Source organism: Streptomyces sp. NBC_01294, from assembly GCF_035917235.1.
In the GTDB taxonomy this organism is placed as follows: Bacteria; Actinomycetota; Actinomycetes; order Streptomycetales; family Streptomycetaceae; genus Streptomyces; species Streptomyces caledonius.
Genome location: NZ_CP108423.1, coordinates 2,757,783 through 2,777,850, shown reverse-complemented (window position 1 = coordinate 2,777,850; position 20,068 = coordinate 2,757,783). Strand labels below are relative to the sequence as shown.

Below are 20,068 nucleotides of genomic sequence, written 5' to 3'. Positions count from 1 at the left end.
TGCAGGATGGGGCGCATGAGCACCCGTACCCAGAGTGTCGACACCCCGGCGGGCGAGGCCCGCATCACCTGGCACACCGCCCCCGGGGCGAAGCTCGTCCTCGCCGTGAGCCACGGCGCCGGCGGCGGCATCGAGGCCCGCGACCTCCAGGCGCTGGCCGCCGCCCTGCCCGCCCGCGGGATCACCGTGGCGCTGGTCGAACAGCCCTGGCGGGTCGCCGGCAAGAAGGTCGCCGCCGCGCCCAAGGTGCTGGACGAGGGCTGGCGGGGACTGTGGCCGGCGCTCGCGAAGCCCGGACTGCCGGTGGTCGCCGGCGGGCGCAGCGCCGGGGCCCGGGTGGCCTGCCGGACCGCCGCGGAGCTGGGCGCCGCCGGAGTGCTGGCCCTCGCGTTCCCGCTGCACCCGCCGGGCCGGCCGGAGAAGTCCCGCGCCGGGGAGCTCACCGGGGCGGGCCGGCCCACCCTCGTGGTCCAGGGCGGCCGCGACCCCTTCGGGCGCCCCGAGGAGTTCCCGCCGCCGGGCGCGCAGGACCCGTACGAGCTCGTGGAGGTGGCTCACGGAGATCACGGCTTCGCGGTGCCGAAGAAGGCGGACACCACCCAGGAGGAGGCCCTGCGGACGATCACCGACGCGGTGGGGGAGTGGCTCGCCCGGCTCGCCGCGTGAGCGCGTCCGGCCACGTCCAGGCGAACGGCGGCGCACCCGCGCGGATGTGACCCGGATCACATCCGGGGACCGGTGGCCCGGCGAGGGCCGGAAACCCGCGGTGCGCCCGGGAATGCGCCGCCCGACCCTTCTGTTGTCTCGGATGTCGGTACGTACGGGAACTCGTCGGAGGAGAGGGAGCGCATGACCCAGGTCATCAGCCAGAACCGTCCGCAGGCCGCTGACCTGGACTGGACGGTGCTTCCGGGGCCCAAGCGCAGCACGCTTCGGGCGGCGGAGGGCCGGGAAGGTCGACTATTCTCCGATTCGAGCGGATCCGCTTTCGGAGCCGCCACGCTGTCGGAGGAGGTGGGTCCTGTCGCTGGGACCGACGAAGGCCACGCGGAGGAGACGACCCCGGAGCGCAACGCGCGCTTCGAGCGGGACGCCCTCGGCTACCTCGACCAGATGTATTCGGCCGCGCTGCGCATGACGCGCAACCCGGCTGACGCCGAGGACCTGGTCCAGGAGACGTACGCGAAGGCATACGCGTCCTTCCACCAGTTCCGCGAGGGCACCAACCTGAAGGCGTGGTTGTACCGCATTCTGACCAACACGTTCATCAACTCCTACCGCAAGAAGCAGCGCGAGCCCCAGCGCAGCGCCGCGGAGGAGATCGAGGACTGGCAGCTGGCGCGGGCCGAGTCGCACATGTCGACCGGACTGCGTTCCGCCGAGTCGCAGGCGCTGGACCACCTGCCCGACTCGGACGTGAAGGAAGCCCTGCAGGCCATTCCGGAGGAGTTCCGCATCGCGGTCTACCTTGCCGACGTAGAGGGCTTTGCGTACAAGGAGATCGCGGACATCATGGGTACACCCATCGGTACGGTCATGTCGCGACTGCACCGTGGCCGCCGTCAACTCCGCGGAATGCTGGAGGACTACGCCCGTGAGCGCGGGCTGGTTCCCGCGGGCGCGGGAGAGTCGAACGACCGGAAAGGCTCGGACTCATGAGTTGCGGAGAGCCGCACGAGACAGAGTGCTCTGAGGTCCTGGACCACCTGTACGAATTCCTCGACCATGAGATGCCCGACAGCGACTGCACGAAGTTCGAGACCCACTTCGGCGAGTGCAATCCCTGTCTGGAGAAGTACGGCCTGGAGAAGGCCGTGAAGAAGCTGGTCAAGCGCTGCTGCGGATCGGACGACGTGCCGACCGACCTGCGGTCGAAGGTCATGGGCCGGATCGAGCTGATCCGGTCCGGTCAGGCGGTGCCCGACCACGACGTCACCGCGGACAATCCCGCTCCCGGCTGACCGGGCCGGGCGAGGCATTGAACACACGCCCCCGGAAGGGCACTTCGTTCACCCGAATGTGCTAATCCGGGGGCGTCCGCATGGCGTAAAGCGAAAATGTGGCCCACCTCGCTCGGGGCCCCACTTATTCTCCCCCTTCGGTGCTGGTTCGATTCGGTACCCGGCTTCCACGGCCCAGGGGAGGAGAGCGCCATGCGGGAACTACCGCCGGGGGCGCGCGGATACATCCTGTGCGCCGTCCTCGCGGCACTCGCGTGCATCGCCCCGGCCCTCACCGATTCCGGTACGCCCTGGGAGGCCGCGGCCCTGCTCGCCGCGCTCTACCTCGGCTGCGAACTCGTCAAGATCTGCCCGCTGCCGGCCGGCCGGGTGCCCGAGGGCATCGGCTCCTTCTTCCCCGTGGTGCTCGCCGCCGTCTTCCTGCTGCCGCCCGCCGCCGCCGCGCTCGTGGCGCTGCCCGGGGGCTTCGCGGGGACCGTGGTCCAGCGGCCCGCCCGGGTGCGCCGGGTGTGGCACGGTGCACAGCAGTCCATAGCCGCCTGGGCCGCGGGCCGGACGTTCGGGCTGCTGCACGGCCCGGCCGCCCTCGGCGGAGGGCGCTCCGGCGGGTCCGGGCCTCCCGGGTGGGTGGCCGACTTCCCCTACGTGCTGCTTCCCGCGACGGCCGCGGCCGTCGCCTTCTGCCTGGTGCTCACCGCCCTCGACGGGGGCATCCTGGCCGCCGCCGAACGCCGGCCGGCCGCCACCGCCTGGCGCGGACAGCTCACCGGCTCCCTCGCCCCGCACTGCGTCCACGGCCTCGCCGGCCTGATGATGGCCGTCATGTGGCGCAGCCCGTACGGGCTCCCGGCCGCACTCCTCGTCCTGCTGCCGATGTACATCTCCTGCTGGGTCTTCGCCCAGTACCACCGCGAGCACGCCGCCCACCAGGCCACCATCCGCGCCCTCGTCCAGGCCGTCGACATCAAGGACCGCTACACGCGTGGCCACAGCGAACGGGTCGGCCAGGCCTCCGCGATGATCGCCCGCGAGCTGGGCATGGCCGAGGACCGGATGGAAGTGGTGCGGATCGCCGGGATCCTGCACGACGTCGGCAAGCTCGGCGTCCCCACCCGGCTGCTGCGCAAGGACGGGCCGCTCACGCCCGAGGAGCGCCGGATCATCGAGCTGCACCCCGAGTACGGGCACGAGATGGTGCGCGGCATCGGCTTCCTGGGAGAGGCCCGGTCCGCGATCCTGCACCACCACGAGCGGGTCGACGGCTCCGGCTACCCGTACGGGCTGACCGGCGAGCAGATCCCGGTCCTGGCCCGGGTGGTGGCGGTGGCCGACGCCTTCGACGCGATGACCTCGACCCGCTCCTACAGCCGGGCCCGGCCGGTGCCGACGGCGCTCGCCGAGCTGGAGCGGTGCGCGGGTGCCCAGTTCGACCCGGCGATGGTACGGGCCCTGACGGGCGCCATCGGGCGGCACGGCTGGCATCCGGTGGTCACCTCGGACGAGGACCTCCAAGTGATCAGCGGCTCCGCTCCCGCCGGGGTCGCAGAGACCGGGCGGCCGGCGCCGTCGGCCCTGGCGGGACTGCCGGCGCAGGGCCCCGGTCCGGCAGGCGAGACCGGCAGGCCCCTGCGCGACGCGGGCGACGCGGGCGGTGCCGGGGCGGGCGGATGAGGGCAGCGGCCGTGTGGACGGTGCGGGGAGCCGCGGCCGTGCTCACCGTCCTCGGCCTCGGCCACACCCTGTGGAACGGTGTCGTCGAGCCCGGCGCCGCCCTGGCCTTCGGCACCCTGATCGCCGTCGGGGAGCTCGCCCGACGGGACCACCGGGGCCCCGTCGACCGCCACCCCGCGCCGCTCGGCTCCGCCGGGGCCCTCGCCTACGCCCTGCTCGGCCAGAACGCCGGGCAGCCCACCCACCACGGGGTGCTCCAGGCCGTCGCGGTCGTCGTCGCGGCCGCCCTCGCCGGGATCGTGCCGCACGTCGCCCGCGGCCCGGCCGTCGACCACCTGTCCCGCCGGGTGCTCACCGTCGCCTTCGCCGCCGCCTGTTTCCAGCCGCTGTACAACTCCGGCCGGCTGGAGGAGCGGGTGGGCCAGGGCCCGTACCTCGTCCTCTTCCTGCTCTGCCTCCTCGGCCTCACCGCCCTGTGCGACGCCGTGCTCGCCGCCGCGCAGGCCGGGGCCCGCACGGGCTGGCCGTACGGGCCCCTGCTGCGCGACGAGCTGCGCGCCCAGCTCGGCATCGGCTCGGCGATCTGCGCCACCGGGGTCGTGATGGCGCTCGGCGCGGCCGTCGCGGGCCTGTGGGCCCTACCCGTCTTCAGCGTGCCCCTGCTGCTGACCCAGCTGTCCTTCCACCGGATCACCGCGATCCGCACCACCTACCGCCAGACGATCACCTCCCTGGCCCGCGCCACCGAGATCGCCGGCTACACCCGGCAGGGCCACTCGCGCCGGGTGGCGGCCCTGAGCTGCGCCGTAGGGCGGGAGCTGGGCCTGTCGGAGCGGGAGCTCACGGTGCTGGAGTACGCCGCCCTGATGCACGACATCGGGCAGCTCTCCCTCGTCGACCCGGTCCCGGACGGGGCCACCGCCGAACTGCCCGCCGCCGAGGCCCGCCGGATCGCCGGGCTGGGCGGGGAGGTGGCCCGGCAGACCGGGGTGCCCGCCGAGGTCGCCGTGGTGGTGGAGCGGCAGGCGGATCCGTATCGCCGGCAGCCCGCGCTGTCCCGCATCGTGCGTACGGTGAATGCGTACGACGACCTGGTCGGGGGAAGCCGTCACCCGGGCGGCTCACTGGCCGCCCTGGAACAGCTCCGGCTGGGGACGGGGCACGACTACCAGCCGGAGGTCGTGGAGTGCCTGGCAAGGGTTCTGGCCAGGGGCGGACGTGACAGAGTTGTTCCCGTCCCACCTGGGTAACCCATGGGTAATGAGCGGCCGTCCGAGCGGGCATGGTTGGATGCCAGTAAGAGGGACCGTGAGAGTGTCCGCAAGGCTGCACCGTAGGACCGGCAGGCGGGAATCGTGAGGATCTTCGGGAAGGTACGGCATCGGCCCTCCGCCTCGTGGCGGCAGGCCACCGACCGCGCGTTCACGCTGATCGGCGACGGGCGGTACGAGGACGCGGGCGCGCTCCTGACCAGAGCCGCGGACCTGGAGCCCTGGCTGTCCGAGTCCTGGTTCAATCTGGCGCTGCTGCACAAGTTCCGGCACGACTGGGAGCAGGCGCGGGCCGCCGGGCTGCGCGCGGTGGCCCTGCTGGACCGCGAGACGGGCGCCCCGGACTGGTGGAACGTGGGGATCGCCGCGACCGCCCTGCAGGACTGGCCGCTGGCCCGGCGGGCCTGGCAGGCGTACGGGCTGAAGGTGCCCGGAGACCCCCACGGCGCGGGCCCGGGCGGGAAGAACAGCGGCGAACCGGTCGGCATGGAGCTCGGCAGCGCCGCCGTGCGGCTCTCGCCGGAGGGCGAGGCCGAGGTGGTCTGGGGCCGCCGGCTGGACCCGGCCCGGCTGGAGGTCCTGTCGATCCCGCTGCCCTCCTCGGGGCGGCGCTGGGGCGAGGTCGTCCTGCACGACGGGGTTCCGCACGGCGAGCGGGTGACCGCGGCCGGCCCCTCCTATCCCGTGTTCGACGAGATCGAGCTGTGGGCGCCCTCCCCGGTCCCGACCTGGGTGGTGCTGCTGGAGGCGGCCACCGAGGCCGACCGCGACGCGCTGGAGCAGCTGGCCTCGGACGCGGGCTTCGCCGCCGAGGACTGGTCCTCGTCGGTGCGGCTGCTGTGCCGGACCTGCTCGGAGAGCGAGATGCCGAGCGACGAGGGCGACGGCGAGCACCTCGATCCGCACGACCACAGCGAGCCGGGGCATCCCGGACCGCTGGGGCACCGTACGGCCGGCTCCGGCTCCCTGTGGGTGCCCGAGCGCGAATGCGGCATCGCGGCGCCGGCCGGTCTGGTGCGCGGACTGCTCGACGGATGGGTCGCGGACAGCCCGGGCACCCGGGAGTGGCGGGATCTCGAAGAAGTCTGCTGAGTCGGGCCGTAGGCTGTACGGGCACATCGGTGGCCACCACGACCATCGGTGACCGGGACTTACGGAAGGCGTACGGCGGACATGGCGCAGCAGGAGAACGAGGTTGTCGAGGTCGTGAACGACGGGTACGTCGTGGACACGGAGGACTGTGCGGAGCGCGAGCTCGCCCACCGTGAGCGCGGTACGGCCCGCCCGATCACCGTCGTCGGCAACCCGGTCCTGCACCGGGAGTGCAAGGACGTCACCGAGTTCGGCGACGAGCTGGCGCAGCTGATCGACGACATGTTCGCCAGCCAGAAGGCCGCCGAGGGCGTGGGTCTGGCCGCGAACCAGATCGGCGTGGACGCCAAGGTCTTCGTCTACGACTGCCCGGACGACGACGGCAACCGCCACACCGGCGTCGTGGTCAACCCGAAGCTGGTCGAGCTGCCGGCCGGCGCGCGGGTGCTGGACGACTCGAACGAGGGCTGCCTGTCGGTCCCGACGGCGTACGCCTCGCTGGCCCGCCCGGACTACGCCGAGGTCGAGGGCCAGGACGCGCAGGGCAACCCGATCAAGGTGCGCGGCACTGGCTACTTCGCCCGCTGCCTGCAGCACGAGACCGACCACCTGTACGGCTACCTCTACATCGACCGCCTCTCGAAGCGGGACCGCAAGGACGCCCTGCGGCAGATGGAAGAGGGCACCCCGCGCTACGAGACCGTCCCGAACGCGTAGGACCCACCGGAGGATCAGGCGGCCTGCGGGCCCCGGAAGGTGCGCCGGAAGGAGTTCGGCGTGGTGCCCAGGGTCCGCAGGAAGTGGTGGCGCAGGGCGGCCGCGTTGCCGAAGCCGCAGCGGCCGGCGATCGCGTCGACCGTCTCGTCGGTGGACTCCAGCAGCTCCTGCGCCAGCAGGACCCGCTGGCGCAGCACCCACTTGTACGGCGTGGTGCCGGTCTCCTGGAGGAAGCGGCGGGCGAAGGTGCGCGGGGACATGTGCGCGCGCTCCGCGAGCTGCTCGACGGTGATCTCGTCCTCCAGGTGGCGGGCCATCCACTGGATCACCTCGCCCACCGTGTCGCAGACCGTGCGCGGCAGCGGCCGCTGGATGTACTGGGCCTGCCCGCCGTCCCGGTGCGGCGGTACGACCATCCGCCGCGCGATGGTGTTGGCCACCTCGGCGCCGTGCGCCTGGCGGATCACGTGCAGGCACGCGTCGATGCCCGAGGCGGTGCCGGCCGAGGTGATCACCGTGCCCTCGTCGACGTAGAGCACGTCCGGGTCGACCAGCGCCCGCGGGAAGCGCTGTGCCAGGGCCGGGGCGTGCATCCAGTGCGTGGTGCAGTGCCGGCCGTCCAGCAGCCCCGCGGCCCCGAGCGCGTAGGCACCGCTGCACACGCTGAGCACGCGCGCCCCCCGGTCCACGCCGCGGCGCAGGGCCGCCAGGAGGGGTTCGGGGTACGTGCGCGTGGCCGCGTTGCGGAAGGCGGGCACGCAGATCAGCTCGGCGCTCTCCAGCCGCTCCAGCCCGTGGGCGGGGGCGAACGCGAAACCGGTGCCGGCCATGGTCAGCGGGCCCTCCTCCGCCGCGCACACGGCGAAGTCGTACACCGGCAGACCGTGGTCGCTGCGGTCGATTCCGAAGACTTCGCAGAAGATCCCGAACTCGAAGGGGGCGACTTCGTCGAGGAGGGCCACGGCCACGTTGTTCAGCATGACCCCAGTGTGGCAGTAATTCGTTCTTTCATGACAGTCCTGCCACTGTCCGAGTTTTCTCCGCGGGGCGAGAGTAGAGCCATGAACACGTTCCTGAGCTACCTCGCCGTCCTTGCCATCGCCACGCTGCTGCTGGCCCCCAGCCTGTACGGGGCCCTGCGCGACCGTCGGATCGACCGGCAGCTGCGGGCCGTCGCGACCCGGCGCGTCTGGCTGCCGCGCCAGAAGGCGGGCGGCCTTCCGCCCACCGCCCGCCGGACCCGCGCCCGGCACGCCGCGATGCACTGGGGCCCCGTCGCGCACTGAGCTCGGGAAACCGCGCAAGCGCGCAACCGGGCAACCGGACGACCGCCCGACCAGGCGCCGAGAACGCGAGAAGCCGGGACGCGGTGGTGTACCGCATCCCGGCTTCGCGGCGTCACCGCGTCCCGACCTGGGACCCTAGAAGTCCTCGTCCAGGTCGACCGTGCCCTCGACCGCGACCTGGTAGGCCGACGGACGGCGCTCGAAGAAGTTGGTCAGCTCCTGGACGCCCTGCAGCTCCATGAAGGAGAACGGGTTCTGCGAGCCGTACACCGGGGCGAAGCCGAGACGGACCAGGCGCTGGTCCGCGACGCACTCCAGGTACTCGCGCATCGACTCGGTGTTCATGCCCGGCAGACCATCGCCGCACAGGTCCCGGCCGAACTGCAGCTCCGCCTCCACGGCCTCCTTCAGCATGTCGGTGACCTGCTGCTGGAGGGCGTCGTCGAAGAGCTCCGGCTCCTCCTTGCGGACCGTGTCCACGACCTCGAAGGCGAAGTTCATGTGCATGGTCTCGTCACGGAACACCCAGTTGGTGCCGGTGGCCAGACCGTGCAGCAGGCCGCGCGAGCGGAACCAGTACACGTACGCGAAGGCGCCGTAGAAGAACAGGCCCTCGATGCACGCGGCGAAGCAGATCAGGTTCAGCAGGAAGCGGCGGCGGTCGGCCTTCGTCTCCAGCCGGTCCAGCTTCTCGACCTCGTTGATCCACTTGAAGCAGAACTGGGCCTTCTCGCGGATGGACGGGATCTCCTCGACCGCGTCGAAGGCGGCCGAGCGGTCGTCCGGGTCGGGCAGGTAGGTGTCGAGCAGCGTCAGGTAGAACTGGACGTGCACGGCCTCCTCGAACAGCTGGCGCGACAGGTACAGGCGCGCCTCCGGGGAGTTGATGTGCTTGTAGAGCGTCAGCACCAGGTTGTTCGAGACGATCGAGTCACCCGTCGCGAAGAACGCGACCAGGCGGCCGATCATGTGCTGCTCGGCCGGCGTCAGCTTCGCCAGGTCGGCGACGTCCGAGTGGAGGTCGACCTCCTCGACGGTCCACGTGTTCTTGATCGCGTCCCGGTAGCGCTCGTAGAAGTCCGGGTAGCGCATCGGGCGGAGCGTGAGCTCGAAGCCCGGGTCCAGGAGGTTCTTGGTGTTGTTGGAGCTCATTACTGGCAGGCCTCGCAGGACTCGGGGTTCTCAAGGGAGCAGGCCAGCGCCTCGGCGTCGGCGACCGCCTGCGGCAGCTCGACGGGGGCGGCCGCCTGCGCGGCACGGGCGATCTTCGTCGCCGGGCGCGAGCGCAGGTAGTACGTGGTCTTCAGGCCCTGCTTCCAGGCGTACGCGTACATCGAGCTGAGCTTGCCGATGGTGGGCGTCTCCAGGAACAGGTTCAGCGACTGCGACTGGTCCAGGAACGGCGTACGGGCCGCCGCCATGTCGATCAGACCGCGCTGCGGGATCTCCCACGCCGTGCGGTACAGCTCGCGGACCTCGGCCGGGATCCAGCCGAAGCCCTGGACCGAGCCGGAGGCGTCGCGCAGCGCCTCACGGGTCTGGGTGTCCCACACGCCGAGCCGCTTCAGCTCCTCCACCAGGTAGCCGTTCACCTGGAGGAACTCGCCGCTGAGCGTCTCGCGCTTGAAGAGGTTGGAGACCTGCGGCTCGATGCACTCGTACACGCCGGCGATCGAGGCGATCGTCGCCGTCGGGGCGATGGCGAGGAGCAGGGAGTTGCGCATGCCGGTCTCGGCGACGCGGGCGCGCAGCGCGTCCCAGCGCTCCGGCCAGTTCAGCTCGACGTCGTAGTGGTCCGGGTGCAGGACGCCGCGGGCGGTGCGGGTCTGCTCCCAGGCCGGCAGCGGGCCGCTGCGCTCGGCGAGGTCGCACGAGGCCTCGTACGCGGCCAGCATGATGCGCTCGGAGAGCTTGGTGGACAGGGCCTTCGCCTCGGGGGAGTCGAAGGGCAGCTTCAGCTTGAAGAAGACGTCCTGGAGGCCCATCGCGCCCAGGCCCACCGGGCGCCAGCGGGCGTTGGAACGGCCGGCCTGCTCGGTCGGGTAGAAGTTGATGTCCACCACGCGGTCGAGGAAGGTGACGGCGGTGCGGACGGTCTCGTCGATCCGCTCCCAGTCGATCTCGCCGTCCACGACGAAGGCGCCCAGGTTGACCGAGCCGAGGTTGCAGACGGCGGTCTCGCCGTCGTTGGTGACCTCGATGATCTCGGTGCACAGGTTCGAGGAGTGCACGACCGTGCCCGGCTCGGCCGTCTGGTTCGCCGTGCGGTTGGAGGCGTCCTTGAAGGTCATCCAGCCCTGGCCGGTCTGCGCGAGGGTGCGCATCATCCGGCCGTACAGGTCGCGGGCGGGCATGGTCTTGCGGGCCAGGCCGTCCGCCTCGGCCTTGCGGTAGGCGGCGTCGAAGTCGTCGCCCCACAGGTCGACCAGCTCGGGCACGTCGGCCGGGGAGAACAGCGACCACTCGGCGTCGGCGTTCACGCGGCGCATGAACTCGTCCGGCACCCAGTGCGCCAGGTTCAGGTTGTGCGTACGGCGCTGGTCCTCACCGGTGTTGTCGCGGAGCTCCAGGAACTCCTCGATGTCCGCGTGCCAGGTCTCCAGGTAGACGGCGGCGGCGCCCTTGCGGCGGCCACCCTGGTTCACGGCGGCGACGGAGGCGTCGAGGGTCTTCAGGAACGGCACGATGCCGTTGGAGTGGCCGTTGGTGCCGCGGATCAGCGAACCGCGGGCGCGGATGCGGGAGTACGACAGGCCGATGCCGCCGGCGTGCTTGGAGAGCCGCGCGACCTGGTGGTAGCGGTCGTAGATCGAGTCCAGCTCGTCCAGCGGGGAGTCCAGCAGGTAGCAGGAGGACATCTGCGGGTGGCGGGTGCCGGAGTTGAAGAGCGTGGGGGACGACGGCAGGTAGTCGAGGCGGCTCATCAGCCGGTACAGCGAGGCCACTTCCTCGACGGCCTGGACGGACTCGTCCGCGGCGAGGCCACAGGCCACGCGCAGCATGAAGTACTGCGGGGTCTCGATGACCTGGCGGGTGATCGGGTGACGCAGCAGGTAGCGGCTGTGCAGGGTGCGCAGGCCGAAGAAGCCGAAGCGGTCGTCGGCGCCCTCGGCGAGGGTGAGCTCGACCAGCGAGTCCAGGCGGCTCGCGTGCGTCCGCACGAACTCGGCGGTGCGGTCGGCGATGAGGCCCTCGCGGTGGCCGACCTCGACGGAGGCGGAGAAGGAGGTGGAGCCCTGGCTCGCGGCCTCGTCGCGCACGGCCAGCGTCAGCAGCCGGGCGGCGAGCTTCGAGTACGCGGGGTCCTCGGAGATGAGACCGGCGGCGGCCTCGGTGGCCAGCCCCCGCAGTTCGGCCTCGTCGGCGGCGGAGCTGCGGCCGCGCAGCGCGGAGGCCGCGACCCGGCCGGGGTCGGTGTCGGGGAGGTCCGCCGTCAGTTCGGTGAGGGTACGCAGCAGCGTGGCCCCCGGGCCCTCGGTGTTGTCGCCAGAAACGGACTCGGCGCGCGGTGCGGAAGGCGCGATGGTCACGGCGGGAGCTCTCCCTCGCTCGGCCCGGTCATCGGCGGAGCGGGGCGCGAGCGGGCGCATGCGGGCGTGGCAGGAACGCGTACACCGCATGGCGTCCACCGGCCCAACCGCGAGGCCCGGACGTGTCGGCACCCGGTTCGGTCGAGCCGGGCGCGCTGTCGGCAGGTCATCGGACTTGGTGTCCGGTAGGCGGACACTTCATACCGTTGCGGGACAGTTCCGGATTCACACCGGATTCCCCTGCGGCGACAGCAGGCATGAGCATACATGTGGGGGCGGCCCGATGCGGTAGCCCCCACATGTAGTGTCGGCGTGGCTACAGCTTGAGTCGATAAGTCAGGAGTTCCAGGCCCTCGATCGGCTCCCAGTCCCGCTCGGGAGTCCGCACGAAGCCCAGTCGCGCGTAGAGCCGCTGAGCCCCCGCCATGCCGGGCTGGGTGGAGAGCACCATCGCCGTCACGCCTTCGATCGCCCGCGCCCGTTCGAGGCAGGCCCGCACCAGCGCCTCGCCGACGCCCCGGCCGCGCCCCGCGCGGGCCACCGCGAGCATCCGGAACTCGGCCTCGTCCGCGCCCGCGATGTCGGCCAGCGGGCTCCCGGGCGCGGCGAAGGTCACTCCGCCCAGCACCCGCCCGTCCTGCTCGGCGACGAGCACCTCGGCCCGGGCGGCCCGGCCGGCCACGTCGCGCAGCGTGTTCAGGTAGTCGTCGTTGTCGTTGAGGTCCAAGTGCCCGTCGCCGAGGTAGGCCTGGGCGGTGATCTCACCCAGCTCCGCGTACTCGGCGTGCCGTGCCGCCCTGATCACGATGTCCATGCGGTCGAGTGTGCAGGACGGGTGCCGGCGGGCGGCGCTATCGTCGGAAGGAGCACCGTCCAGGAAGGCGAGCGAGGCATGAACGTGATGACCGATCACCGTCCCCATATGCAGACCGAGGACTTCGAAGCCGTGGCACGGATAGCTGCCAGAGAGGTCGAAGGTCTGCGGCTGGAATTCATCGACGGGGTCATCAGGAGCAAGGCAGTGCCTGACGGAGATCACGACCGTATCGTTCTGTGGCTCGCACGCATCTGCATGCAGCACCGGCCCGAGTTGTGGCTTCACGTGGAGCGGGGGTTGGCTGTCGGGGACTACCGCTCGGGTCGCGCCCGTCCTGATGCGGCTCTCGCGCTCGATGATGCGTTCGTCGGCCAGGGAGAGTGGGCCGACCCCGCCCCGGTCCTGATGGTCGTCGAGGTTACCTCGTACGACACTGACACCGACCGGCGCGACCGCGTGGAGAAGCCCCTCGCCTACGCGCAGACTGGCATCCCTGTGTACCTGCTCATCGACCGGGAGGCGTGCGACGTGACCGTGTTCAGCGAGCCGGACGGCCGTCGATATGCGAACACCCGCACGGTGGAGTTCGGCAATAACGTTGAACTCCCCGACCCCGTTAACGTCACCCTCCAGACCGAGCCCCTGAAGGACTGGGTGCGCTGAACAGCCCGAAGGCCCCGCCGGAAGCATCCGGCGGGGCCTTCGGTGTGCGGGGCGGCTCAGCAGCAGCCGAAGCCCTCGCGGGGGTCCGCCTCGCGCGCGTCCGTACGGGCGTGCTCGAAGGCCCTGCGGCTCAGGACCTCCGCGTCCGGGTCGTGGGAGCGGGCGTGGGCGACGTACCGGTCGTACGCCGCCTCCCCCGAGAACTCCCGTACGTAGAACCGGGCCCTCCCCAGCGCACTGCGCAGGCGCGGCAGGCCGCTCATGAGGCCAGGGTCTCCTTGACCCGGCCGCCGCTCGCATCGAGTCCGGCCGCGGCGAGCTCCGCCCGCTCCTCCGCGGTCGGGATCAGTCCGGCCGGGGCGACGATCTTCGACTCGGTCCACGGGGTCTCCGTCAGGGTGACCGACTCGGGCTTGCGGACGGCCTTCCAGCAGGTCCGGGCCGCGTCGAGCAGCACGATGATGATCAGCAGCGCGAAGAGGGCCGACAGCACGCCGTCCACCGTGGCGTTGGTGACCACGGTGTGCATCTCGTCCATGTTCTTCGCGGGCTTGAGCACCTTCCCGGCGTCGATGCCCTCCTGGTAGGTGCTGCGCTGCGCGAAGAAACCGATCTTCGGGTTGTCGGAGAAGATCTTCTGGTAGCTCGCGGTGAGCGTCACGGCCACGTCCCACACCAGCGGAACGCCCGTCACCCACGCCCACTTGAGCCGGCCGGACTTGATCAGCAGGGTGGTGCAGACGGCCAGGGCGACCGCGGCGAGCAGCTGGTTCGCGATGCCGAAGAGCGGGAACAGCTGGTTGATGCCGCCCAGCGGGTCCTTGATGCCGACCCACAGGAAGTAGCCCCAGGCGCCGACGACGATCGCGCTGGCCAGCCAGACGCCCGGCTTCCAGCTGACGTCCTTGAACGGCTTGTGCAGGTTGCCGAGGGTGTCCTGGAGCATGAACCGGCCGACCCGGGTGCCCGCGTCGAGCGTGGTGAGGATGAACAACGCCTCGAACATGATGGCGAAGTGGTACCAGAAGGCCTTCATCCCGGCCCCGCCGATCACCGACGAGAAGATCTCCGACATTCCGAGTGCGAAGGTCGGCGCGCCGCCCGTACGGGACAGCAGGCTGGCCTCCTCCACGTCCTTCGCCGCCTGGGTCAGCGCCTCGGGCGAGATGGCGAAGCCGAAGTTGGTCACCGCCTGCGAGGCCGTTTCGACCGTGGTGCCGACGACGCCCGGGGGCGAGTTCACCGCGAAGAACAGACCCGGCTCGATGATGCAGGCCGCGATCACCGCCATCACGGCGACGAAGGACTCGGTCAGCATTGCGCCGTAGCCGATGACCCGGACCTGGGTCTCCTTCTGGATCATCTTCGGGGTGGTGCCCGAGGCGACCAGCGAGTGGAAGCCGGACAGGGCGCCGCAGGCGATGGTGATGAAGACGAACGGGAACATCGAGCCGGCGAAGACCGGGCCGTCGCCGCGCGAGGCGAAGTCGGTGACCGCGGGCATCTTCAGCATCGGCATCGCGATGACCACGCCCAGGGCGAGCAGCGCGATGGTGCCGATCTTCATGAAGGTGGAGAGGTAGTCGCGGGGCGCGAGCAGCATCCACACCGGCAGGACCGACGCGACGAAGCCGTACGCGACCATCCACAGGACCAGCGTCTCCTTCTCCAGCGTGAAGGTGCCCGCGAAGGAGGACTCGGCGACCCAGCCGCCCGCGACGATGGCGAGCAGCAGCAGCACGACGCCGATGGAGGAGACCTCGGTGACCCGGCCCGGCCGCAGCACGCGCAGGTAGAAGCCCATGAAGAGGGCGATCGGGATGGTCATGCCGATGGAGAAGACGCCCCAGGGGGAGTGCGCCAGGGCGTTGACGATGACCAGTGCCAGCACCGCCAGCAGGATGATCATGATGGCGAACACGGCGACCAGGGCGGCGGCTCCGCCGACGGGGCCGATCTCGTCCCGGGCCATCTGGCCGAGCGAACGGCCGTTGCGCCGGGTGGAGAAGAACAGCGTGACCATGTCCTGCACGGCGCCCGCGAAGATGACGCCCGCGACGATCCAGATGGTGCCGGGCAGGTATCCCATCTGCGCGGCGAGTACCGGTCCGACGAGCGGGCCGGCGCCGGCGACGGCGGCGAAGTGGTGGCCGAAGAGCACGCGCCGGTCGGTCGGGTGGAAGTCGACACCGTTGTCAAGGCGTTCGGCGGGGGTGGCCCGCGTCTTGTCCACCTTCAGGACGCGGTGTGCGATGAAGCGCGCGTAGAAGCGGTAGCCGATCGCGTACGAGCCCAGCGCCGCCGCGAGCAGCCAGGCGGCGGATACCTCCTCGCCGCGCGAGAGCGCCAGCACGCTCCAGCCGAGGGCGCCGACGAGTCCGACGAGCACCCACACGGCGATGGACTTAGGAGAAGGCGAGCCCGGCCCGGTGCCCGAACTCGCCGTGTTCCGTTGTGTCCCTGTTGCTTCCGGTTCAGGCATGATCCTCGTCCCGTCGTCGATCATCTGCGTAAGCGCAGGGAATCTACGGCGGATTGCCCGGTCAGCGTAAGACCCCGTTCGCATTCCGGTATGTGAAGAATTCCGGTAGACGGGGCCGAAGCCCGAGGTCGCGGGCCCGGGCCGACGCCCGGGGCGAGGCCCCGGGGGCCGGGGTCGGGGCTGAGGGGTGCGGTGAGGGCCGAGGGCCGGGGCCGGGTGTCAGACGGCGGGGCGCTTGAGCCGCGCGACGAACTTGTACCGGTCGCCGCGGTACACCGACCGCACCCACTCCACCGGTTCGCCGTCGGCGTCCAGGGAGTGCCGGGAGAGCATCAGCATCGGCAGCCCGACGTCCGTGCCGAGCAGGCCGGCCTCGCGCGGGTTGGCGAGCGAGGTCTCGATCGTCTCCTCGGCCTCGGCGAGGTGGACGTCGTACACCTCGGCGAGAGCGGTGTAGAGGGAGGTGTACTTGACCAGCGAACGGCGCAGCGCGGGGAAGCGCTTGGCCGAAAGGTGGGTGGTCTCGATGGCCATCGGCTCGCCGCTCGCCAGGCGCAGCCGCTCGATGCGCAGCACCCGTCCGCCGGTGGCGATCTTGAGCAGTCCGGCGAGGGTGTCGTCGGCCGTCACGTAGCCGATGTCGAGGAGCTGGGAGGTCGGCTCCAGTCCCTGGGCCCGCATGTCCTCGGTGTACGAGGTCAGTTGCAGGGCCTGGGAGACCTTGGGCTTGGCGACGAAGGTGCCTTTGCCCTGGATTCGCTCCAGCCGCCCCTCGACGACCAGTTCCTGGAGGGCCTGGCGGACGGTGGTGCGCGAGGTGTCGAATTCGGCCGCGAGCGTGCGCTCCGGCGGCACCGGGGTGCCAGGCGGCAGTGTCTCGGTCATGTCGAGCAAGTGCCGCTTGAGTCGGTAGTACTTGGGCACGCGCGCCGTGCGGGTCGCAGGCCCGCCCTCCGGCTCCGTGGTCGCCCCTTCGGTGGCCATCGCCGCCCGCCTTCCCGACTCCAGTTTCGCTGCCGTCACCGGCTCCTCCGATATGTGCGGTCACATCGTGACACGAGTGGGGGGACAGGCCTTCTCTCTCCCCAGGTGTCGGTCCGATAACGGACCGAGCACCCGCTCATTAGACCCTTGACACCCCTAAAGGTCTAGGCCAAGCTCCAGCTACTGGTCTAAACCAATATGGATCAGATCCCGGCCCCACGGCAGTACTTCGCGTATGTCACCGCGGCGGGCAAGGGAAGTGCAGGCAGGCATCCCTGAGGAGGGTGGCGTGAAGCGCAAGCTCATCGTGGCGGTCAGTGTCGCGGGCATGATGGCCGGAGTCGCTGCGTGCGGCAACGGCGGCGACGACAAGGCCAAGGCCGACGCGGGCCCCAAGGAGATCACCGTCTGGGTGATGGACGGCTCCGCGCCGAAGGCCTGGATCGACGAGGTCAACAAGGAGTTCTCGGCCAAGCACCCCGGTGTCACGGTCAAGGTCGAGGAGCAGAAGTGGACCGGCATCCAGGAGAAGGTCACCACGGCCCTCTCCGAGAACACCCCTCCGGACGTTCTTGAGCTCGGCAACACCCAGACCGCCGGCTACGCGGTCACCGGCGGCCTCGCCGACCTGAGCGGCGACAAGGCCAAGCTCGGTGCCGACGCCTGGCAGAAGAGCATGCTCGCCTCGGCCGAGGTCGACGGCAAGCTCTACTCCGCCCCGTGGTACGCCGCCAACCGCGTCGTCATCTACGACAAGAAGGCCTTCGCGAAGGCCGGCGTCACCCCGCCGACGACCCGCGACGAGTGGGTCGCCGGTCTGGAGAAGCTGAAGGCGGCCGACCCGGCCTCGCAGCCGATCTACCTCCCCGGCCAGAGCTGGTACGTCCTCGCCGGTCTCGTCTGGGACGAGGGCGGCGACCTCGCCGTCAAGGACGGCGCCAAGTGGAAGGGCGGACTGGGCACCCCGCAGGCCGCTTCCGCGATGGAGTTCTACAAGAAGCTCCAGTCCTTCTCCACCGCCCCCAAGGACAAGGACGAGGCCAACCCGCAGCAGTCCACCGACATCGTTCCCAAGGGCGGCGTCGCCTCCTGGATCGGTCTCGGCTGGGAGGCCGGCGGCGCTGAGAAGGCCCTGAAGGACGCGGGCAAGGAAGCCGACTTCGGCTACTTCCCGATCCCGGGCAAGACCGCGGACAAGACCAGCACGGTCTTCCTCGGCGGCTCGAACCTCGCCGTCGCCGAGCGCTCCAAGAACAAGGAGCTCGCCAAGGAGTGGCTGGCCCTCGCCGCAGGCAAGGACCAGATGACCAAGTACGCCGCCGAGACCAAGGGCGCGCTGCTGCCGAACCAGGCCGGCGCGAACTTCACCCCGGCCGCCGGCTCCTTCGCCGAGGCCATGGGCAAGGCCGGCGTCAACGGCAAGATCACTCCGGTCACCGCGGGCTGGGCGAACGTCGAGACCGAGCCGAACCCCATCAAGGAGTTCATGACCAAGGTCCTGAACGGTGAGGACGCCGCCAAGGCGGGCGCGGACGCGGACAAGGAAATCGCGAACCGCATCAACAAGTAGTCCCACCGCGCAGTACCCGCACCACCCAGCAGTGTGAACGCACCGGGGGCACGGCAGGCGCCAAGCCGCCTGCCGTGCCCCCGGACGCGCATTTGACTCCACAGTCAACCGCGAGGAAGCCACGCCATGACCGTGCACTCCCAGGGAGCGATGACCGCCGCTCCACAGGACGCACCACAGAAGTCCGCCGGACGGCCCGAGAAGTCCGCGTCCCCGACCGGCTCCGGTCCCAAGTCTCCTCGCGGGGGCAGAAAGTCGCTCCCCTCGGGGTGGCTGCCCTACCTGCTGGTCGGGCCCGCGGTGCTCGCCCTCGCGACACTGCTGCTGTATCCGCTGATCAAGAACGTGATCCTGTCCTTCCAGGACATCAACAAGATCGAGTTCATTCAGCGGAAGTACCCGTTCGCGGGATTCTCCAACTACACCGAGCTGATCGGTGACGCGGACTTCTGGACCGTGGTCGTCCGCAGCTTCGCCTTCACCATGGCCAACGTCGTTCTGATCATGGTGCTCGGCAGCCTCATCGGCATCCTGCTGAACCGGCTCGGCAAGAAGATGCGCCTGGTCCTGTCGATGGCGCTGGTGATGGCCTGGGCCATGCCGATCGTCGCCTCCGTGCAGGTCTTCAAGTGGCTGTTCGACGAGCAGTTCGGCGTCATGAACTGGGTGATGCGCACCGCCGGCTTCTCCGGCTACGAGCAGCACAACTGGATGCAGACCGGCCTCTCCACGCTGACGATCGTCACGATCCTCGTGGTCTGGGGCTCCATCCCCTTCGTCGCCCTCAACATGTACGCCGGCCTCACCACGGTCGGAGCCGAGCTGTACGAGGCAGCCCGGATGGACGGCGCCAACGGCTGGCAGACCTTCTGGAAGATCGTCTTCCCGAACCTCAAGCCGTTCTTCCTCGTCACCACGTTCCTCGAGGTGATCTGGGTCTTCAAGGCCTTCACCCAGGTCTACGCGATGAACAAGGGCGGCCCCGACCGCGCCTCCGAGATCCTCCCGGTCTTCGCCTACGTCGAGGGCCAGAGCCAGGCCCACTACGGTCTCGCCGCCGCGATCTCCGTCCTGACGATCCTGATCCTCGTGGTCGTCATGTCCTTCTACTTCCGCCTGATCCTGAAGCAGGAGGAGGAGCAGTGAGCACCACCACCACCGCGCCGAAGCCCGCGCAGCAGCTCCGCAAGCGCCGGCCGGTCCGCCCCGGAGCCGTGGCCAAGAACCTCGGCGCGCTCCTGCTGGCCCTGGTCTTCGTCTTCCCCGTGTACTGGATGTTCTCCTCGGCGCTCAAGCCGTCGAGCGAGATGCTCACCAAGGACCCGGTCTTCGTCTTCACCCCGACGCTGGACAACTTCACCAAGGCCACCGGGGTCGAGAACTTCTGGACGTACGTCACCAACAGCGTCCTGGTCACCGTCGGCGCCGTCGCGCTCGCCCTGCTCGTCGCCCTCGCCGCGAGCTTCGCCATCGCCCGGATGAGGTTCAAGGGCCGCAAGGGCCTGGTCCTCACCGTGATGATGGCCCAGATGGCCCCCTGGGAGGTCATGGTCATCGCGATGTACATGATCGCCCGCGACGGCGAGATGCTGAACAGCCTCCCGCTGCTCACCGCGATCTACTTCGTGATGATCCTCCCCTTCACCATCTGGACCCTGCGCGGCTTCATCGCCGCCGTCCCGGTGACCCTGGAGGAGGCGGCCCAGATCGACGGCTGCACCCGCGGCCAGGCCTTCCGCAAGGTGATCTTCCCCCTGCTGGCCCCCGGCCTGATGTCCACCTCGCTCTTCGGCTTCATCACGGCCTGGAACGAGTTCGCCATGGTCCTGATCCTCAACAAGGACAAGAGCGCGCAGACCCTGCCGCTGTGGCTGACCGAGTTCATGTCGGCCTTCGGCAACGACTGGGGCGCCACCATGGCCGCGTCCTCGCTCTTCGCGGTCCCGGTCCTGCTCATCTTCATCTTCCTCCAGCGCAAGGCCGTCGGCGGCATGACCGCCGGCGCAGTGAAGGGATAACGGCCG

19 protein-coding genes and 1 riboswitch are annotated in these 20,068 nt (G+C 70.4%); of the genes, 12 read left to right on the top strand and 7 right to left on the bottom strand.

The genetic code is table 11. From position 1 onward, the window contains the following. Positions 1–15 precede the first annotated feature (15 nt). The 7 genes from OG534_RS12180 (at position 16) to def (ending at position 6,712) form a co-directional block, all read left to right on the top strand. The gene (locus OG534_RS12180; protein WP_326588105.1) at positions 16–666 is read left to right on the top strand and encodes an alpha/beta hydrolase family protein; all 651 of its coding nucleotides are present in this window, start codon (positions 16–18) and stop codon (positions 664–666) included. A gap of 348 nt (positions 667–1,014) precedes the next feature. Then, entirely contained in the window at positions 1,015–1,659 is a 645-nt protein-coding gene (locus OG534_RS12175) for a sigma-70 family RNA polymerase sigma factor (RefSeq protein WP_326593567.1), read from the top strand. Further along, a complete protein-coding gene (rsrA, locus tag OG534_RS12170; RefSeq protein ID WP_326588104.1) occupies positions 1,656–1,961 on the top strand; it encodes a mycothiol system anti-sigma-R factor in 306 nt (101 codons plus the stop codon). Before OG534_RS12175 ends, rsrA begins: the two co-directional genes overlap by 4 nt. Positions 1,962–2,153: 192 nt before the next feature. After that, a complete protein-coding gene (locus OG534_RS12165; protein WP_326588103.1) occupies positions 2,154–3,632 on the top strand; it encodes an HD-GYP domain-containing protein in 1,479 nt (492 codons plus the stop codon). Beyond that, the gene (locus OG534_RS12160; RefSeq protein WP_326588102.1) at positions 3,629–4,882 is read left to right on the top strand and encodes an HD-GYP domain-containing protein; all 1,254 of its coding nucleotides are present in this window, start codon (positions 3,629–3,631) and stop codon (positions 4,880–4,882) included. Before OG534_RS12165 ends, OG534_RS12160 begins: the two co-directional genes overlap by 4 nt. A 105-nt stretch (positions 4,883–4,987) precedes the next feature. Further along, complete coding sequence (locus OG534_RS12155; protein WP_326588101.1) at positions 4,988–5,995, top strand: tetratricopeptide repeat protein; 1,008 nt, start codon at positions 4,988–4,990, stop codon at positions 5,993–5,995. A gap of 81 nt (positions 5,996–6,076) precedes the next feature. Beyond that, positions 6,077–6,712, top strand: a complete 636-nt coding sequence (gene def, locus OG534_RS12150) for a peptide deformylase (RefSeq protein ID WP_326588100.1) — start codon at positions 6,077–6,079, stop codon at positions 6,710–6,712. Positions 6,713–6,726: 14 nt separating this feature from the next. Here def and OG534_RS12145 read toward each other — a convergent pair whose 3' ends face one another. Continuing rightward, a complete protein-coding gene (locus OG534_RS12145) occupies positions 6,727–7,692 on the bottom strand; it encodes a helix-turn-helix domain-containing protein (RefSeq protein ID WP_326588099.1) in 966 nt (321 codons plus the stop codon). A gap of 81 nt (positions 7,693–7,773) precedes the next feature. Here OG534_RS12145 and OG534_RS12140 point away from each other — a divergent pair, with 81 nt between their 5' ends. Continuing rightward, a complete protein-coding gene (locus tag OG534_RS12140; protein ID WP_326588098.1) occupies positions 7,774–7,998 on the top strand; it encodes a hypothetical protein in 225 nt (74 codons plus the stop codon). A gap of 135 nt (positions 7,999–8,133) precedes the next feature. Here the strand turns inward: OG534_RS12140 and OG534_RS12135 are convergent, their stop codons facing one another. The 3 genes from OG534_RS12135 to OG534_RS12125 form a co-directional block, all read right to left on the bottom strand. After that, positions 8,134–9,150: a ribonucleotide-diphosphate reductase subunit beta gene (locus OG534_RS12135; protein WP_326588097.1), complete on the bottom strand. Its 1,017-nt coding sequence runs from the start codon at positions 9,148–9,150 to the stop codon at positions 8,134–8,136. Then, complete coding sequence (locus OG534_RS12130) at positions 9,150–11,528, bottom strand: ribonucleoside-diphosphate reductase subunit alpha (RefSeq protein WP_326588096.1); 2,379 nt, start codon at positions 11,526–11,528, stop codon at positions 9,150–9,152. The genes OG534_RS12135 and OG534_RS12130 overlap by 1 nt, the downstream gene beginning before the upstream one ends. A gap of 143 nt (positions 11,529–11,671) precedes the next feature. After that, positions 11,672–11,793: riboswitch (cobalamin riboswitch) on the bottom strand. A 51-nt stretch (positions 11,794–11,844) separates the two neighbouring features. Then, the gene (locus tag OG534_RS12125) at positions 11,845–12,342 is read right to left on the bottom strand and encodes a GNAT family N-acetyltransferase (protein WP_326588095.1); all 498 of its coding nucleotides are present in this window, start codon (positions 12,340–12,342) and stop codon (positions 11,845–11,847) included. Between the two features lie 78 nt (positions 12,343–12,420). Between OG534_RS12125 and OG534_RS12120 the strand changes: the two genes are divergently transcribed. Further along, the gene (locus OG534_RS12120) at positions 12,421–13,008 is read left to right on the top strand and encodes a Uma2 family endonuclease (RefSeq protein ID WP_326588094.1); all 588 of its coding nucleotides are present in this window, start codon (positions 12,421–12,423) and stop codon (positions 13,006–13,008) included. A 56-nt stretch (positions 13,009–13,064) separates the two neighbouring features. Here OG534_RS12120 and OG534_RS12115 read toward each other — a convergent pair whose 3' ends face one another. The 3 genes from OG534_RS12115 to OG534_RS12105 all read right to left on the bottom strand — a co-directional run bounded on the left by OG534_RS12115 (position 13,065) and on the right by OG534_RS12105 (position 16,474). After that, positions 13,065–13,271, bottom strand: coding sequence for a YbdD/YjiX family protein (locus tag OG534_RS12115; protein WP_326588093.1), 207 nt, complete (start codon positions 13,269–13,271; stop codon positions 13,065–13,067). Continuing rightward, on the bottom strand, positions 13,268–15,490 hold the full coding sequence (locus tag OG534_RS12110) for a carbon starvation CstA family protein (RefSeq protein WP_326593566.1): 2,223 nt from the start codon (positions 15,488–15,490) through the stop codon (positions 13,268–13,270). The genes OG534_RS12115 and OG534_RS12110 overlap by 4 nt, the downstream gene beginning before the upstream one ends. Before the next feature lie 219 nt (positions 15,491–15,709). Next, on the bottom strand, positions 15,710–16,474 hold the full coding sequence (locus OG534_RS12105; protein ID WP_326588092.1) for a GntR family transcriptional regulator: 765 nt from the start codon (positions 16,472–16,474) through the stop codon (positions 15,710–15,712). Between the two features lie 289 nt (positions 16,475–16,763). Between OG534_RS12105 and OG534_RS12100 the strand changes: the two genes are divergently transcribed. The 3 genes from OG534_RS12100 to OG534_RS12090 all read left to right on the top strand — a co-directional run bounded on the left by OG534_RS12100 (position 16,764) and on the right by OG534_RS12090 (position 20,062). Further along, complete coding sequence (locus OG534_RS12100) at positions 16,764–18,044, top strand: extracellular solute-binding protein (RefSeq protein ID WP_326588091.1); 1,281 nt, start codon at positions 16,764–16,766, stop codon at positions 18,042–18,044. A gap of 126 nt (positions 18,045–18,170) precedes the next feature. Continuing rightward, positions 18,171–19,190, top strand: a complete 1,020-nt coding sequence (locus OG534_RS12095) for a carbohydrate ABC transporter permease (protein WP_326588090.1) — start codon at positions 18,171–18,173, stop codon at positions 19,188–19,190. Further along, the gene (locus OG534_RS12090) at positions 19,187–20,062 is read left to right on the top strand and encodes a carbohydrate ABC transporter permease (RefSeq protein WP_326588089.1); all 876 of its coding nucleotides are present in this window, start codon (positions 19,187–19,189) and stop codon (positions 20,060–20,062) included. Before OG534_RS12095 ends, OG534_RS12090 begins: the two co-directional genes overlap by 4 nt. Positions 20,063–20,068: the final 6 nt, after the last annotated feature.

Bases quoted from the DNA above. Each gene is read 5' to 3' on its own strand.
- OG534_RS12180 (WP_326588105.1), top strand. From the start codon at position 16: ATGAGCACCCGTACCCAGAGTGTCGACACCCCGGCGGGCGAGGCCCGC.
- rsrA (WP_326588104.1), top strand. From the start codon at position 1,656: ATGAGTTGCGGAGAGCCGCACGAGACAGAGTGCTCTGAGGTCCTGGAC.
- OG534_RS12165 (WP_326588103.1), top strand. From the start codon at position 2,154: ATGCGGGAACTACCGCCGGGGGCGCGCGGATACATCCTGTGCGCCGTC.
- OG534_RS12160 (WP_326588102.1), top strand. From the start codon at position 3,629: ATGAGGGCAGCGGCCGTGTGGACGGTGCGGGGAGCCGCGGCCGTGCTC.
- def (WP_326588100.1), top strand. From the start codon at position 6,077: ATGGCGCAGCAGGAGAACGAGGTTGTCGAGGTCGTGAACGACGGGTAC.
- OG534_RS12145 (WP_326588099.1), bottom strand. From the start codon at position 7,692: ATGCTGAACAACGTGGCCGTGGCCCTCCTCGACGAAGTCGCCCCCTTC.
- OG534_RS12140 (WP_326588098.1), top strand. From the start codon at position 7,774: ATGAACACGTTCCTGAGCTACCTCGCCGTCCTTGCCATCGCCACGCTG.
- OG534_RS12135 (WP_326588097.1), bottom strand. From the start codon at position 9,150: ATGAGCTCCAACAACACCAAGAACCTCCTGGACCCGGGCTTCGAGCTC.
- OG534_RS12125 (WP_326588095.1), bottom strand. From the start codon at position 12,342: ATGGACATCGTGATCAGGGCGGCACGGCACGCCGAGTACGCGGAGCTG.
- OG534_RS12120 (WP_326588094.1), top strand. From the start codon at position 12,421: ATGAACGTGATGACCGATCACCGTCCCCATATGCAGACCGAGGACTTC.
- OG534_RS12115 (WP_326588093.1), bottom strand. From the start codon at position 13,271: ATGAGCGGCCTGCCGCGCCTGCGCAGTGCGCTGGGGAGGGCCCGGTTC.
- OG534_RS12110 (WP_326593566.1), bottom strand. From the start codon at position 15,490: ATGCCTGAACCGGAAGCAACAGGGACACAACGGAACACGGCGAGTTCG.
- OG534_RS12105 (WP_326588092.1), bottom strand. From the start codon at position 16,474: ATGGCCACCGAAGGGGCGACCACGGAGCCGGAGGGCGGGCCTGCGACC.
- OG534_RS12095 (WP_326588090.1), top strand. From the start codon at position 18,171: ATGACCGTGCACTCCCAGGGAGCGATGACCGCCGCTCCACAGGACGCA.